This window comes from Arachidicoccus terrestris, assembly GCF_020042345.1.
GTDB classification, from domain to species: domain Bacteria; phylum Bacteroidota; class Bacteroidia; order Chitinophagales; family Chitinophagaceae; genus Arachidicoccus; species Arachidicoccus terrestris.
The window spans coordinates 72,967-89,459 of record NZ_CP083387.1; the positions used below are offsets into that span (position 1 = coordinate 72,967).

A 16,493-nucleotide genomic window follows, 5' to 3' on the forward strand; every position below is an offset into this window, starting at 1 on the left:
AATCGGATGGAGCTGGCGAATCTGGCGAGCCACGTTAAAATCACCGCTGCCAATATCGAGGTTGAAGATAAATAGAATACGAATACATACTGGTTCATTTTACTGGCCTATACCACCCATCACAGGATCCGTTATGCCTACTTCTCCTGTCTCTACCTTTCCTGCAAATCGCTTCACAAACGAACCGTTGTCCTTAGTTTTTATTGTAAAATCATACCAATGCTGCCGGCTTGTAATCACCAGCTCATAACGCTTTCCGACTCCCTTTTGGGTCCGAATCCTTTGAACGCGCGTTCCTGAACAGGCCTTATTGTCCAGCAATAAATCATAGGCTGTTTCATCCAGGCTTATTATAGTCAATAGCACATGGCCTGTCAGCTTAAAAGGCTTACGTTCTTCAGATTCATAACTACACTTGATCAGCAGCTTTGGATCAGAAGCGCCTCCCTTAAAGGACCTGAAAAATCCATTGGGGCCATGCACTTCGATATGATACTTTTGTTTTGTAAAACTATTCAGTTTCCAGCTGTCAGACAATTGATCTCCGGCACGAACACCGTAGAACCGATTATTAAATTGCTGATCTGTCGTGGCATCTTGCGTGCCGAAGACATACGCTGTAAAGGGCGCACCGGTAGCCTTATCTTTGAACAATTGATCACCAGCCATAAACCGGATGTCAAAAGCGGCACCGTTTTCAGACAAATTACCATCGACATAAAGTTCATAAGGCAAAGCACAGGACAGTTTTGTTCCTGGCTCCTGAACAGGTATCAGGGACCGGTAATCCTTATACCCCTTCAGCTCAGCGGCCTCCTTTGCGGACAACAGCCGGTAAGCATTCGGCAATTGCTTAAACCGGGCACCGTAAATTTCTTCAATGACTTGATTTCTAGTTTGCAGAGGCAACCCGGTATGCGCTTCCTCAAAGGGCGTAAAAGCGGAGGACAGGTTTCCGCAAATACTCCTTCGCCACTGACTAATATTCTCAATGTGGATATCTTTATTAAATTTTTTGTTGATAAAATGTTCCAGGAACTGCAAGGTGGAACTGTGATCAAACACCTCCGAGCATACTTTCCCTCCCCTGCTCCAGGGCGAGGCAATGATCATTGGCACTCTGAATCCGAGTCCGATGGGAGCCTCTCTGGCACTGTTCTCACTCACCCCTGCTTTGACCTGGTCCTTGATTCTGATCCATTCTTCTTCCGTATTGATGCCTTCAGAGACCAGACCTGTATCCGGCTTGGCCGGATCAGGGACTGTAAAGGGTGGTATATGATCAAAATAGCCGTCATTCTCATCAAAAGTCAGAATAAAGATGGTCTTCCTCCACACTTCCGGATTTTGAGTGAGTATATTCAATATTTCGGCGGTATACCAGGTACCATACCATGGCACTGTAGGATGATCTGAAAAATACTTAGGGGCCGCCAGCCAATTAACAGTCGCGAGCTTCCCCTCTTCTACGTCTTTTCTGAACTGATACAAAATATCCCCCTTGGGAATGGTGACTTCCCGCTGCGTTACCTGATCGTTAAACCTAAAGGTCGACAGTGACCGGTAATCAGCATCCGCCTTATTGGTAATAAATGCGTTATGAAAGAGTTCTTTTTCACGTTCGGTTAATTTGTCAAAATTTTCCTGACTCCATTTGGCCAGTTGCATTTTCAGCGTTTTTACTTTCTGTTTCCGCCGAATTATTTTCTGTTTGATTTTATCCGTCTGCTCTGCTGCTCTCCCTAAAGTAAAAGTGATCTCATACTCTAATATCTCAATTTGCTTTCGGATTGTTTCTGTATAGCGAGAAGAGAATTTCACATTGTAGGCCTTCCAGAATTCCAGGATATTGCAGCCGAAATTCAAAAGCCAGTCCCTTTCTTGCCGGCTCATTAAAGCGCCGCAATACAGATCATTCTGATAGAATTTCCAGCTGATATTATGGTCTTGCAAAAGCTCGGGAAAAGTCTTCCATTCCAGCCGCCCAAATGCATAATCCTTATTATCCAAATAAGCTTTTACCCCCCAGTCTTCCTGATGGGTTATTTTGCCTGTCCAGAAATACGCTCTGTTAGGCGTGGTAGAACCCATTAAAGAACAGAAATTATGATCACAAACGGTAAATGCATCTGCAAGCGCATAATCGAAAGGAAGATCTTCCCGGTTGTAATAGCCCATTGTCAACGGTAGGTCCTTATATTGCTTATTACCGGATCTTTTGGTTTCCAGCCACCGGTCATACTGTCCATTATTCCACGCATCTATTTGACTGGCCCTGCTATGCGGCAGCGAACCTGTCCAGGCAGACTTCGTTTCTTTAATATTAAGCCGAAAAGGAGGTACCACCGTTCCGTCCCCGTAGGACTGGCACCATACAGGGCGTCCATTGGGCAGCCTGACTGCTCTTGGATCATTAAAGCCTCTGACACCTTTAAGCATTCCGAAACAATGATCAAAAGAACGGTTTTCCTGCATTAAAATAACAATATGCGCAGCGTCCAAATACGTACTCCCTTTTTGGGGATCAATACTCAATGCTTTACGAATGGCGGCCGGCAGGACTGAAGATATACCCACCGAACCTGAGAGTAAAATCGCTTTTTTCAGAAAATCCCTTCTGGTATCCATAACATTATTTTGTTTTCAGCCTAGCTGGTTATCATTTGCATGACTATACCGTTTCTCAACATGATCACCCAAAAAAGCGCCCTTATCCAGCAGTTCTTTTTGTAGTTGTCTGACATCGATATCCCTGGGATAGCTATTTTGTCGTACTGCCAGACCGGCCGCCCTGCCTGCCGCTTCTCCCAGTGCCATGCAAGTAGCCATTACCCTTGTCGAAGACATGGCCTCATGTGTTGTGGAGATACAGCGGCCAGCCACCAAAAGGTTTTCAACACCAAGTGGCACCAGCGACCTGAAAGGGATATCGTAACAGTCACCGCACCACTCCAGGGTACATCCACCTCCCTGGGGATGATGCAGATCTAAGGGATAACTGGCAACTGCGATAACATCCTCAAACCTCCTGCAACTCAATATATCTTTACCGGTCATTACGTATGCCCCGACAATCCTTCGCGTTTCCCGGATACCGAGAAAGGGCGCCATTTTGGTAAAGTAGGCTTTTTCAAATCCTGGCACATATTTGATCAAATATTTTTGAATATCTTCTATCTGTTCACGGCCTTTGATCTCGCCATAAGTCAGGCTGTCGGGATCCACTCCGTTTACACCGGCAACAGCAGACATATTGATCCAGGCTTCCCCTTGCCGAAGCCCGGTTATTATAATCGTACGCTGTGTAGGTAAATTGAAGCCGTCTGCCCTGCCCTTTTCCATGAGTGTCCGTAACCCCACCACAATAAATTGATTATTCTGACCGAAGTATGCATTGGGAATAAAATCTGTCAAATAAGTTCTGGGCTCATGGGCAATGCTCATGCGAAGTTTTTCGGTATCTACACCTGCCATGCAAAACATCAGGGTCGGCGGCTGTACGCCACCTTTTTCATCGCCCTGTTCACATGGTACACCTGCCCGAAAGGCCACATCTGCATCTCCCGTACAATCAATAACAGTCTTTGCCAAAATAACCTGTCGTCCTGCCTTCGTTTCTATAATAACCCCTTTTAAATCCATGCCCTCCATTACCACATCTACAAAATACGTATAGAGCATAATTTCCACACCTGATTCAACCATTAAAGCAAGCGCCTCTGTTTTAACGGCTTCCGGCTCCACCAGTGTAATTCCCATATGCAGCGGGCAAGGCCGATGCTCACTGGCTGCATTTCTGGCCCGTAATCGCTGAATGAACCGGTCCGGCAATCCTTTAATGATCTGCTTTTGCTTCTGGCTGAGAAAACCCAGCACCGGTAGTCCAATGGTCATATTACCACCTAAGAAACTCCGGTTGTCTATCAGTAATACTTTGTGCCCCCCTTCAGCGGCCGCCTCAGCAGCCATGAGTCCCGACGGACCACCTCCAACTATCAGAATATCCACTTCTTTGCGCACAGATAAATATCTTTCCTGTTCTGTTATTTTCGTTGCCATATCATTTTGTTAATACGTTGAAATTACTTCTCTTGGCAGCTCCCGTCGCCTGCTCAGCGGGAGGTCTTTCCGGCCTGACCATACACCACAAAATACACAGCGAAACAGGGTGCAGAAAAGCCATAACCATAAATAAACGATGGGTGCTCACTGTTCCCAGATAACGCCCTAAAACATAATTAAACAACACGGCGCCTATGGCGCCAAAGCCTGCGGTGATCCCTAACACGCTGGCAACATTGCCTACCGGAAAAACCTCGGAGACGACAACGGCAATGGAGTAAAGCCAGCTAATACACATGGCTGCTACCAGGCTAAACACCAGGATCGTCCAGGCCGCACCGGGCAAATAAGGTGTCAGCACACAAAGCGGGGCTACGATTACGGTCCAGGAAAGCATTGTTTTACGAGCCATAAGTGGCTTCCTGCCTTTCCGTACCATCCGGTCGGACCAGGCGGAAGTACCAATACCTCCTATATCTGCAATGAGAAACGGAATCCAACCGAACATCCCAATTTCCGCCAAAGAGAGCCCGGAATGATCCTGCAGATAGCCCGGCAGCCAGAACAGGCAGAAATACCAAACCGGATCACTGATAAAACGAATTAAGATAATCCCCCAAAGACTTTTTGTCTTCCACAGTGCTTTCCATTTAAACGAAATGGTTCGGGACATCCCCGAAGATTCAGCGGCTTCTTTAGCTATCCTCTCAGGGGGATCCTGATAGACCAGCAGCCATAACACGGCTATTAATAATCCGACAATACCGGTACTGATAAAAGCATAATGCCAGCCGTATTGGATCGCTATCCACGCGACAAGCGGCGGTGCGATAATGGCTCCAATGGAGCTTCCTGCCACACTGAGACTATTGGCAGTAGCGCGGAGTTTTCCGGAGAACCAGACAGTGACCGCCTTTAACTGCGCCGGAAAATTGGTCGGTTCCGCAAGGCCCAGAACAGCTCTGAAAAAGCCAAACATGCCAATCGACCGTGAAAGTCCCCCGCCGATGCTGGCAACTCCCCAGCTCAATACACCAATAAACATCACCAGCCGGGCGCCGAACCGATCCACCAGCCAGCCTGCCACCGGATACATCAAGGCATAACAAACCGTAAAAACATTGACCAGCATCGCATAGCCGGCATTGGTCATATGGAACTGCTTTTCCAGCACGGGCTTAAGGATCGACAGCAATTGCCTGTCTACATAATTGAAAACAATTGCCAAGAAAATAGTAAAGACAATGACCCATCGGCGTCTTTCAGGAATCAGGAAGCTGGCCATATATTTTTAGTTTCTACATCAATATGCTGAATGAAAAAGATAGATGTTATTTACCCGGCGCATACTGCTTTTGCTTGTGTCAGATGATAGAAAAGCCACCAGACGGGTTGCATAAACGAATAGGAACGGCGGCCTTTTTGCTCGCCACAATTTACAGCCGCCGTATTACATACCCCTGCTTTCATATGAATAGATTCAGTCAGGTTTATGGCCGTACCGGCACCATAATATCATTTTTTGGCCCTATGGATGATCCCAGCCGGGGTTCTGTTCCAGGTTTGGGTTCAACACCAGCTCATCGTAGTCAATCGGATAATAGTATTTATAATCCTCCCACTGCCTGGTAATATTGTTCAACCAGATAATATTACCACTGCTGCCTTCAGAAAGCTTTGCCTGGTCATTGTCAATCAGATAATAGTAAACACCGCTCTGTTTCTTAGCCGGTATTTTAGTAACAAAACAGACATCATTCTTGCCGTCTTCATTGAGATCGTACAGGGTATTCATTTCAGGCACATAAATACCTTTATAAGGCATGGTGAGCAGATCACCGCATTTCCATCTGAACAGGTCATCATAACGGAAGCCTTCCAAGGCCAGTTCGATGCCTCTTTCCCTGCGGATCTCCAGCAATGCCGGATCGGAAATACCTTTAAAATAATGTTGTTGAAGATAAGGATCTGCCACTTTCGGCATATCCGTATTCGTAATACCTGCTCTCGCCCTCAATACAGCGATCGTATTATCCCAGTCGGCATCCTCAAAGGTGCCTAATTCTGCCTTTGCCTCCGCATAGTTCAATAAAACCTCCGCATAGCGAATTATGGGAATTGAGTTGGTATTTTTAGCAATCCCGTCGGTCGCCTTGTCATCCAGGGTGAACTTTAGCGGTTCATAACCCGTATAAGTGTAGGTAAAATCAGGCGGCGCCGCACTGCCGTCGCCTCTTTTGTAATCTCCCATGCGAATGGTCTGCTGCAACCTGAGATCCCTGTCTTTGACTTCCTGGGGAAAAGGTGCACTGTCAAATCCCGCTTTATCTGTATAGCGGGATCCATCTCTGTTCAAATACGTATCTATAAAAGTCTTACTAAAACTAAGCCGGTTACCATAGGTGGCGCTGGTAAAATACCAGTTAGCATCATTAAACACCTGTAAATCTCCGTTACAGACATAAGCCAGGATTGTCTCATCAGCGGGCGGTTCCTGGCTGATAAAAAGTTCCCGGTAGCTTAACGCCGGATGCCCCCCATCCACGTGAATAGAATATTGGTGGCTGTTCATCACTTCCTCAGCTGCCTGTGCAGCACTGGTCAGCCATTTTTGGGCTGTACCCTGTAAGTTCAGTTCTGTGTGATATTTCCGGTAGGTTCCTTCATACAGACAGACCCTGGATTTGAATGCCAATGCCACCCATTTGGTGATTTGAGAAGCGGTATTATCCTTGGCATCATCTATGTGCGCGCAGGCATAATCCAGATCAGCCAGAACGCTGTCCATCACGAGGCTCCGTGCGTCTCTTGCTTTATAGAGCGCGGTATCATCAATGCCCAGCGGTTTATTATACCAAGGCACATCTCCATAACGCTGCACTTTGTCATAATAGAACCAGGCCCGGAAAAAACGGGCAATACCCTCAAAATGTTCTTTTCGGGTATGGTCAATAGCTGCTGTCTGATAATGCTCCAGAAAATAATTGACGTTGCGCAGATCTCCCCAACTCCAGCTACTTGCCTGGGTAGCGGAGAACGCTCCGGGGATCAGATAGGCGGAAACTGATTTACCAGCACCATAATCACTTAAGACATCACCCCGGATAATATCATTTCCCGAAGGCAATATTTTATAAAAGGAATTCACATAAAGCTGGAGATCCTTTTCGGTATTAAAAGCTGTATTGGGTGTGAGTTTATCGAAGGGCTCCAGATCCAGCGCATGCTTACCGCAACTGCTTAAAAAGGCGATCACCAGTACCAGTAAGGTCCAGCGAACCTTACCGGCCGCTGCCAGACCATAGCTTAACCTATGATTTGCATCTGTATAACTAGTTGTCAGAATCGTATTATTTTTCATCGTATTTTAGTTAAGTTAAGTTTAATTAAAATGTGACATTGATCCCCACCGTGATGGATTTCAACATTGGGTAATCCATTCCATCACCGGCCTTTTTATTGTATTCAGGATCTGCTCCTTCTATCACTTCCGGATCCAGCGTTTTTACATGTTTATACATGGGTGACCACACCCATAAATTTTGCCCGGTTACGTAAACCTTCAACATGCTCATACCCCATTTGGAGATGAGCGCGTGCGGCAACTTGTAACCAAGGGAGAGATTTTTCAGCCTGATATAGGCCACATTCTGAACGTACTTGGATTGCATCTCTTTTAGCTCTTTGCCTGAGTTGAGGGCAACATAGCCTCTGAGCCTGGGAAAATAAGCATCGGGATTTTCCGGTGTCCATTGATTATTATATACGTCAACGGGCTCCCAGCTATAGGGACGGTTGTACTGCCCCCAGAAAAGAGAAGCATCAGAGCTGGGCCACCAGTTTCTTTTGCCCACTCCCTGAAAAAATACAGAGAAAAAGAAATTGTTCCAGTCTGTGCTCAGGTTTAATCCAAACGGGTAGCGCGCCTGTGTGTTACCGATGATTTTCTTATCTCCGGGATCCGTCAGTGTACCGCTGCCGGGAGAGATCACACCATCACCATTGAGATCCTTAAATTTAATGTCACCTGGCAGTGGCTGGTTAGCGCTGGATACATAGATCAATGTCTGGTCCGCATGGCTGGCAATATCTTCAGCACTGGTAAAATAGCCTTCATTGACATAGCCCCAGATATCCCCTACCCGCATGCCTTTGTAATAAGTATTGATCAGCCCAAGCGGATTGTTATATTTGGTGATGTAAGAAACATGATCAGACAAGATAAAATGAACAGCATAATGAAGTGGTTTAGGGCCGTTACCGATATTATCCTGCCAGTTAATGTTCAGTTCCCAACCCCGGGTTTTTAGATCGGCGTAGTTGCCTTTTGGTACACTGGCGCCAAAAACGCCCGGAAGAGGCAGCCCGACAGTGAACATATCGGTGGTATAACGCGTATACCAGTCAAAAGAGGCCGTCAGGTGATTTTTAATAAAGCTGACATCTGCCCCAAAATTAGCGGTAGTTGATTTTTCCCAGGTAAGGCTGTTAGGGATGATATTGGGCTTTTGCGTAGCATTGGGATTAATTCCATTTAAGATCATCCCCAGTTTTCCGACTGACATGGTTTCCTGATAAGAATAAGGATCGACATTTCCATTTCCCAGTGTACCGTATGAAGCCCGTAATTTAAGATCAGATATAAAATTTTTGGACACCTGCCAGAAGGGCTCCTGGGAAATTCTCCAGCCGGCAGAAGCAGAAGGGAAAAATCCGTACTGTTGATCGTGCGGAAACTTGGAGGAACCATCATAGCGTCCGTTAAATTCCAATAAATAACGCTGGTTATAATTATAGTTAAATCTGAAGAAACCGCCGAGCGTTGTCCACTCCTCACCGCCACCTGTTAATGTAAAGTCCTGACCATCGATCAGCGAAAAATCCGGAAGGTCGGGATTGATCAGGTCATAGCGTTGATAATAGCGCCTTTTTAATTTTGAATGCTCATAATTGTATCCTAATAACAGTTTAAAATAATGTCCGCCAAACTGACGATCATATTCTCCATACAGGTTTGTACCCAGATAATCGGTGCGGTTATTGCGCTCGTTCATCCGGCTATCCCCCTGCTCTCCAAATTCTGTCGGGCTCGTGCCATAAGGTACCGGCACATAGAGGCGGGTCTCCAGATAAGTCGTATAACCAACCGTCAGGTCTCCATGAAAATGCAAGTGATTACCCAGAAAATTCGCATCAAAGCTGGAACTGTTATAAATCTTGTTTGTGATCTGATCTGAATAATTATTGCCTTCTACAAAGCCACCGAGTGTGATTGACGCATTTCTGGTAAGGCTGCCATCGGGATTAAAGAGCATGGCCACAGGAAAAAACTCATCCGATATACGACGCCATATAGGTGTTGTCGGGTCCGAATGGTTAATAAGCGGATAATGGTAGGTCATTCGGGAGTACTCCAGATTATTGGCCAGTTTCAGCCATTTGAAGGGTTTGACAAAACCCTTCGTCCGAAAGTTATACATCTTATACTTATCGGGATTATACCTGAATATCCCATGTTGATAATTATATCTTCCCGATAGATAATATCCTGCTTTATCCGTACCGCCCGAAGCACTTAAAGACTGCTCTGTAGAGGGGTTTGCGTCTGCGTATAAAAGATCTTGCCAATCCGAGCTACCATAGTAAACATATTTTCCTGTGGTAGGGTCTATTTCTATTTTAGGCAAACTCGGATCATCATGTCTTTTTTTAAGTTCATCCAAATAGTCCAGCGATACAGGAAATACGCTGTTAGCTTTAGCGGGATGCGATTTATAATCATAATACGCATAATATGCAGAATCGAAGTTCTTCGCCCATGTATAGCCATCGGTAATAAATTCTGGACGAATAGTGGGCTTGCTATAAGTCAGGCTACTGGAAAAATTGAGTTGCGTTTTGCCATTACGCGCACTTTTTGTTGTGATCAGGATCACGCCAAAGGCGCCCCTTGAGCCATAGATGGCAGCGGAGGAAGCATCTTTTAAAATCGAAACGCTTTCGATGTCATTCGGGTTCAACATATCAGGGTCTCCCGGAACACCATCAATGAGTATCAGTGCACTCCCACCGGCGCCGATGGAAGTTGTTCCTCGTATATTATAATCAGCTCCTCTGGTCGGTTTACCGTCCGTCATTCTGATATTCAGATTGGGCATCGCCCCTTGAAGCCCCCTGGTAATATTGGTCATCGGGCGATCTTCGAATACTTCGCTACCTACCTGATCGACGGCACCAGTCAGATTCACTTTTTTCTGCGTTCCATAGCCGACAACGATCACCTCATCCAAAGAGCCGGTTTCGGCGATGAGTGTAATATTGTTTTCAGCGGCAGCCGATAAAAGAACCTCTTTAGGCTTAAAACCCACATACGAAACCGTAAATAACCGGAGCGTATCCCGGGCTTGTTGAAGCTCCAGCGTAAATTGTCCCCTGGTATCTGTGGTCGTACCCAATACGCCCCCTTTCAGCTTTACGCTGACACCAGGCAAGGCAGCGCCTGAGGGATCGCTCACCTGTCCTTTTAATACAATTTGAGCCCATCCAGATAAAGGCAGTATGGCGGCCAATAGCAAATAGCAAATCTTCGTTTTGATAAGATCCGGTAAGCGTTCGAAAAAGCAAGTTCCTTTGTTATTTTTTTGCTCCATAAGTTGAAAATTTCACTGTTTAAGATCCATTAAAAAGTCTTTGTTAAATGGCATAATTCGAAAGAATATTTAACTTAATGAAAGCAATTTAAAGCATAAATTTCTTTTAAACAAATTTTAATTAACAGTTATAGGTATTTAGAATCCTGTTCTTTTTTTACCAGATGGGTGCCTTAATCGTGTCGTGAGGAGCTAAAGCAGCTGCGTATTACTCCATAAATTTTAATTTAATTGAATATAAATTACTAATCATTAATATAATATAAATATCGTTATATAGTTATATTATACTGATGAACAAATAGTAATTATTGGATAGAGCTATCAGGCGAGATGTATTTTTGGAAGAAAGCTCAGTTGAAATTAACCTAAAGAAAATAAAAACATAATTTAAACTTAATACAACTATTTGAAACAATAGTTAAAGACCCCTTTGTTCATTGAACGAATCCGCCCCAGCAGGAAAATCAATGGCTTCGTATGGGTGTTACCGGAAAAGTGATTGTAAAGCAAATGACGCTTAGACAAACATTCATGCTTCCTGATCAATTTGTCCATCCTCACAGGCATTGTTCCTTTTTATATATTATATGATTTCTTTATGGCGATTTGCGTTCTGCACCTTAAAAATAAAGTACAGAGCAGGCGCAAGTGTTAATAGCCATGTGAACATGCCGGGAAAATAATAATGAGCCGTTACAGGATAGTAATAATTCGGCATATCTGCCACAAATATCCCTGAGATGTGCTGTGAGATCAGTCCGGCCGTTTCAGGCTGTATCTGCGGTTTGATAAATGGGAAAATAAACAATAAAACCTCTGCAAAACGAGTTACAACAAATAAAATAGCAATAAATCCCGCTATAGCTTTTTGATAGTACAACCCGATAGACACCAAAAATAGCGCACCTGTCAGGATCATCATTACAATAAAAAAACTGTCTTCTGTCCATGCAAAATCAAAAATCCGGCTAACGGCCTGTGAGTAATTTCCCATGTATTCTTCTATCACATGAAAATTAAACCCTGCAACCGTGAGCAAAAAAGGGACAAGGACTACTGAAGAAGGCAAAGGATTTTTCAGATATTTTGCAAACCAGAACCAGTAAGCAAATACGCCGGGAACGCCGATAATCAACAACGGCGCAAGGCCAATTTTTATGTAGGCAAACGTAATTGCTGAAACAAAGATCAAAAAAACGAGCACAGCCATCTTCTTTTGTTCTCCTGAAATGGGTCTGTTCTGTATTTCTGCTCCCATAAAGATAAAGTTGAGATAACCGGGATATTACCCGAAAAACTTATTCAGCAATAATAACATGGACGCTCCGCTCCTCAAGGGCCTCCAGCGTTTTTTTGGAAACGCCGCTATCTGTAACAATATATTGTACCTGATCAAAATTGCAGACCTTTCCCAAACCGCGTTTATCAAACTTTGAACTGTCGGCCAGTACCACCACTTTTTGCGCGGTCTCGATCATTTTTTGATTCAGGGTTGCTTCCGCGATATTGGTGATAGAAAAGCCAAAGTCCAGGTCAATTCCATCTACACCTAAAAAAAGCACGCCACAGGAGATATCATTTAAGATTCGTTCAGCCAGGGCACCGGCCACAGAGGAAGAGTTCGGGCGGATAAGCCCGCCAAGTTGTAATACATCGATATTAGGCTTGTTGGATAATTCCAGTGTTACTTTTACAGCCGGGGTGATAACCGTCAAATGCGTCTGCGGTTCCAGACAGCGGGCAAACTCGAATACGGTCGTTCCCGATCCGATGATAATAGAATCATTGCCATCTAGCAGGCTTTGAGCGGCTTTTGCAATCTTATGTTTGATTTCTGCGTTAATCCCCGATTTTTCATTGATCGTACGTTCCATTGCATAGGGGTTATTTAACGAAGCGCCACCATGGGTCCTGTATAACAAATGCTTTTCTTCTAATAACTTCAGATCTTTGCGGATGGTGACGCCCGAAACTTCCATCTCATCGGAGAGTTCCAGGATGCTCACTTTTCCCGTATCTTTCAATTTCTGTAAAATCAGTTGATGCCTTTCTGTTATAGTCATAATATTCTATGCTTTATGTTGTGTTGCTTGGGCTGGTCTCAGTTGCAAATTTAATTATATATGGTCGAAAACAACTTAACGCTGGCCATTTAACTTCTTAAGCGTTAATACCGCAGTCTGCTCATCCAGTTCAAAAACGGTGATCGTTGAATTATCCTGTACCAGTTGGCGGTAGTTCTTAAGCGGCATACCGAGTTTCCAGGCCAGGTAGAGCCGGTTGACGCCGTTATGGGCCACTACCATGATTCTGCCATCCGGATATTGCTGAAGGGCGTCCATAAAAAACGCATCCACCCTTTTAATGACCTCCATAGCCGTTTCTCCTGTCCTGCCTGCAGGAAAACTGCCGGGATCACTATCCCAGTTTTCCCAGGCGGCAGGGTCTTTTATAATAAACTCATCGCGACGCAGCCCCTCCCACTCGCCAAAATCCACTTCTATCAGGCGCGGCTCTTTTAAAACAGTGCCATTACCACTAGCCAGCTGAGCGGTGTTATAAGCTCTTTGTAAGGGAGAAGCAAATATCGCATCAAAACGGATATCCTTTACTTGCGCCGCGACACTTCTGGCCTGACTGATCCCCAGTTCAGTCAGTTCAACATCTGTACGGCCGCAATAACGATTCCCCATCGCATTGAACTGGGTTTGCCCATGTCTTAAAAAATATACTTCCAACATCTCCGCTCCCTGATTTTACTTCGATCATTTAAATTAGGTAATCTTCTTCATGAATATACCCCTTTTCAGCCAAAGTCCGAATAAATTTTAGATACCCCTGCTCATAGGCAGGCACCAGGGCCGGATCAGGAATGTACTCAGAGGCGACCCTGGCCATTTTTGACACAGCTTCAGAAAGAGACCTGTAATATGTTTTTGAGGCCGCAAGCATGGCAGCACCGACAGCACCGGAGGCATTTTCCATTTTGATGACAGGCAACTGCAATACAGCACTTCTGATCCTAAGCCAGGTCGGGCTATTACTGCCGCCACCTGCCGTATAAACCCGGTCGATGGTCTCATTTGAAAGCTTGTGGATCAATTGAAAGGCCATTTTCTCTACATAGGCAACGCCTTCCATACCGGCAGCATACAGCAGCGCTGGTTCTTCCTTCTGTCCATTTAAGAAACTTTCCAGGCCAAAACCGGTTGCTTCAAGCGCTTTAAAAGGGAAACGCTCTCCTTTTTTTAGCAAGGGGTAAGTCAAACGGCCACTCGGAATCAATCGGGCCGCGGCCCTTTCGAGTATCTCCAACTGATCGCCGGCAAAAAGTGTCGTTATCCAGTCGGCACCTGTATTACTGGCGCCACCCGGCATCCAGTAGCCTTCCGGGTGACGGTGATTGTACAAACGGTCCAATGGATCATCTATAGGCGCTTTTGTCACCCCCTTGATAACCAGTGTTGTGCCGATGGTGGTATTCCAGGTACCCGGTTGCACTGCCCCTGAAGCGACTTGAGATGCACAGCCGTCGGTCATACCTGCGGTAACAGTAATACTTGCTGCCAGCTCAGGAGCAAGTCCTATCTGTAGGGCAACCCCTTCGTCCAGGACCCCAATAGGGGTCCCTGCCGGGACCACCTCCGGCAGCCAGGATGCCTTCAGCGGTAAATGATGCGTCAGGTAGTGGGGCCAGCAGCCCGACTGCAGGTCATATCCGGATTTTAAAACGTTGGTTTCATCGGTGAGGTTCCACTTACCGCTGAGCTGTCCGATAATAAAATCCGTTGCGTGTGCAAAATAGGCCAGCCTGGGCGTTTTCTCGGGAAAAGTCTGGACAAACCAGACCATCTTGGATAAACCACTGGAGCTATTGAAGCCGTGATAACCGTGCGGCAGATATCTCGTGGAAATTTCCTTACAGAGACGACCGGCCTTCTCGGAGCGGTCATCACTATACATCAGTGCAGGATGTATGGGCCGGTGTTCTGAATCCAGCGCAATAACAGTACCTGAAGTTGATGTTACACTAACCCCTTTAATAGATTTTAAATCAATTTTTTTTAGTTTTGATTCTTTGATGATTTCGGTCAAACCCGACAGCACTGCCCGCCACCAGACGGCGGGATCCTGCTCCTGCCGGCTATCTGCGGTCAGTTCGAAGCCCGTTTGCTGACTACCTGCAATATGGCCTTTCTCGTCCAACAGAACGACTCTGGCGCCTTGTGTGCCCACATCTATTCCGATAAAATACGCTATATCCATTCCCTCGTTTTAAGTTAATTGTCTTCCATATAGGCGACCTGCATTTTCTGGCGAACCGCTTTCCACTGACGGTAATATTCCTGATACCGGATGTCCTCCAGGGGCAGCGTCTTTTCAATGTGCGTATCCTCAAAATCACGGTTGCCCAGGACTTCCCCACAGATAATCGCTCCGCCGATAACAGAGGCCTGCGTATGCCTGCTACGTAACCAGATTTCCTTGCCCGTCAGCGTCGCCACAAATTGCCTCAGCAGTCTACTTTGCATCCCGCCACTACATCCCCAGATATAATCTTTTTCATAAGGTACGACTTCACAAAGCACCTCAAGGTTTTCTTTGATACAGCAGGCAATATCCCACAGGGCAGCCCAGATAAACTGCGAACGGCTAAGCGTCCCGCTGACAGGCACCTGAAAGGTAAATCCGCCCGTTGTCAGCGGATAGCGCTCCCGGGCAATTAAAGAGCCCAGTGAAGCCGTTACGGGAGCGGGCCACTGTCGATCGGTTTTATCCAATACTTTCTCTAACGCACGCAGCTCTTCGGCTATCACCTCATATGACTCATTGGGATAGAATATTTCTTTTAAACGTTGATAATTTAAACCCGTGACGCCCGCGTTGGCTTCCAGGATAAACTGATCGGTGACGACATGGCGATTGCTCCAGGTCCGCTGCAAAGGATCAGTCAGAAACTGTTCACTCACCATAACAATAGGTGTCGTTGTGCCCGACACGACTGCAATATCGCCTAAAGAAGGCTGCGTACTTTTTAATGCCAGTTGCGTATCAGCTCCTCCGACAATAACGATTGACTCCGCAGATAGACCCCAATCTGTTAACAGGGCGGGTTTCAGCGGCCCCAGTCTGGTGCCAGATACATGCAGCGGAGGTAATAATTCCACCGGAAAATCCAACAACCGGCACAGCTCATCTGACCAGTTCTGGTCCGGCACACTATACACTAAAGTTTCCGACGCCTGAGCGTGCTCATAGCCAAGGACGCCAGTAAGTTCATAGGTCGCCCAATCACTGATGCTGATCATCTTTGTCACCTGCTCAAAGGCCTGGGGAAACGCCCGCTGCCAGGCCGTCACTTTAAACGCCGAGAACAGCGATCCGGGAAACCTTCCGGCCTTTCGGTAGATCAGCTCTACTTCAGATTCGGATAAGGCGCCTTCTATTTTCCGACCCCGGTGATCGTGGTTGGGAAAACCAATTACTGCCCGTCCGTCTTTACCAATAAGAACGACGCCTTCTCTTTGGCTGGCGGAGGTAATTGCCAGGATCTTTACAGCCGGCACTGCCGCCAGTACCGTTTGCGTCAATTGACTGATCTGCTGCCACAGCCGATCCGGATCAAAGTGCATGGCGCCGAGCTGAGGATCATCCATTATATAGTGTACGTCGTCTCTGGCAATCTCTATGACGGTGCCTGCGGTGTCCGTAATGGCCACTCTAACGTTTCCGGTACCGATATCTATTATTAGGTAACCTTCTTTCTGCATAGCTAAG

10 protein-coding genes are annotated in these 16,493 nt (G+C 46.0%); all 10 read right to left on the reverse strand.

All coding sequences use genetic code 11. The annotated features are described in order from the left end of the window. Positions 1 to 99 precede the first annotated feature (99 nt). Entirely contained in the window at positions 100 to 2,628 is a 2,529-nt protein-coding gene (locus tag K9M52_RS00260) for a phosphocholine-specific phospholipase C (RefSeq protein ID WP_224070062.1), read from the reverse strand. Positions 2,629 to 2,643: 15 nt separating this feature from the next. Continuing rightward, positions 2,644 to 4,059, reverse strand: coding sequence for an FAD-dependent oxidoreductase (locus K9M52_RS00265; RefSeq protein WP_224070063.1), 1,416 nt, complete (start codon positions 4,057 to 4,059; stop codon positions 2,644 to 2,646). A gap of 1 nt (position 4,060) precedes the next feature. After that, positions 4,061 to 5,347, reverse strand: coding sequence for an MFS transporter (locus K9M52_RS00270; RefSeq protein WP_224070064.1), 1,287 nt, complete (start codon positions 5,345 to 5,347; stop codon positions 4,061 to 4,063). A 243-nt stretch (positions 5,348 to 5,590) separates the two neighbouring features. Continuing rightward, positions 5,591 to 7,423 carry a RagB/SusD family nutrient uptake outer membrane protein gene (locus K9M52_RS00275; protein WP_224070065.1) on the reverse strand — a complete coding sequence of 611 codons (1,833 nt, stop codon included), beginning with the start codon at positions 7,421 to 7,423 and terminating at the stop codon, positions 5,591 to 5,593. 25 nt (positions 7,424 to 7,448) lie between these two features. After that, positions 7,449 to 10,712, reverse strand: coding sequence for a SusC/RagA family TonB-linked outer membrane protein (locus K9M52_RS00280; RefSeq protein WP_224070066.1), 3,264 nt, complete (start codon positions 10,710 to 10,712; stop codon positions 7,449 to 7,451). 586 nt (positions 10,713 to 11,298) lie between these two features. Further along, positions 11,299 to 11,973: a hypothetical protein gene (locus K9M52_RS00285; RefSeq protein WP_224070067.1), complete on the reverse strand. Its 675-nt coding sequence runs from the start codon at positions 11,971 to 11,973 to the stop codon at positions 11,299 to 11,301. Between the two features lie 40 nt (positions 11,974 to 12,013). Then, positions 12,014 to 12,778, reverse strand: coding sequence for a DeoR/GlpR family DNA-binding transcription regulator (locus tag K9M52_RS00290; protein WP_224070068.1), 765 nt, complete (start codon positions 12,776 to 12,778; stop codon positions 12,014 to 12,016). 75 nt (positions 12,779 to 12,853) lie between these two features. Beyond that, the gene (locus tag K9M52_RS00295) at positions 12,854 to 13,456 is read right to left on the reverse strand and encodes a histidine phosphatase family protein (protein ID WP_224070069.1); all 603 of its coding nucleotides are present in this window, start codon (positions 13,454 to 13,456) and stop codon (positions 12,854 to 12,856) included. A gap of 28 nt (positions 13,457 to 13,484) precedes the next feature. Further along, complete coding sequence (locus tag K9M52_RS00300) at positions 13,485 to 14,981, reverse strand: FGGY-family carbohydrate kinase (protein WP_224070070.1); 1,497 nt, start codon at positions 14,979 to 14,981, stop codon at positions 13,485 to 13,487. 14 nt (positions 14,982 to 14,995) lie between these two features. After that, positions 14,996 to 16,486 carry an FGGY-family carbohydrate kinase gene (locus tag K9M52_RS00305; RefSeq protein WP_224070071.1) on the reverse strand — a complete coding sequence of 497 codons (1,491 nt, stop codon included), beginning with the start codon at positions 16,484 to 16,486 and terminating at the stop codon, positions 14,996 to 14,998. Positions 16,487 to 16,493 lie beyond the last annotated feature (7 nt).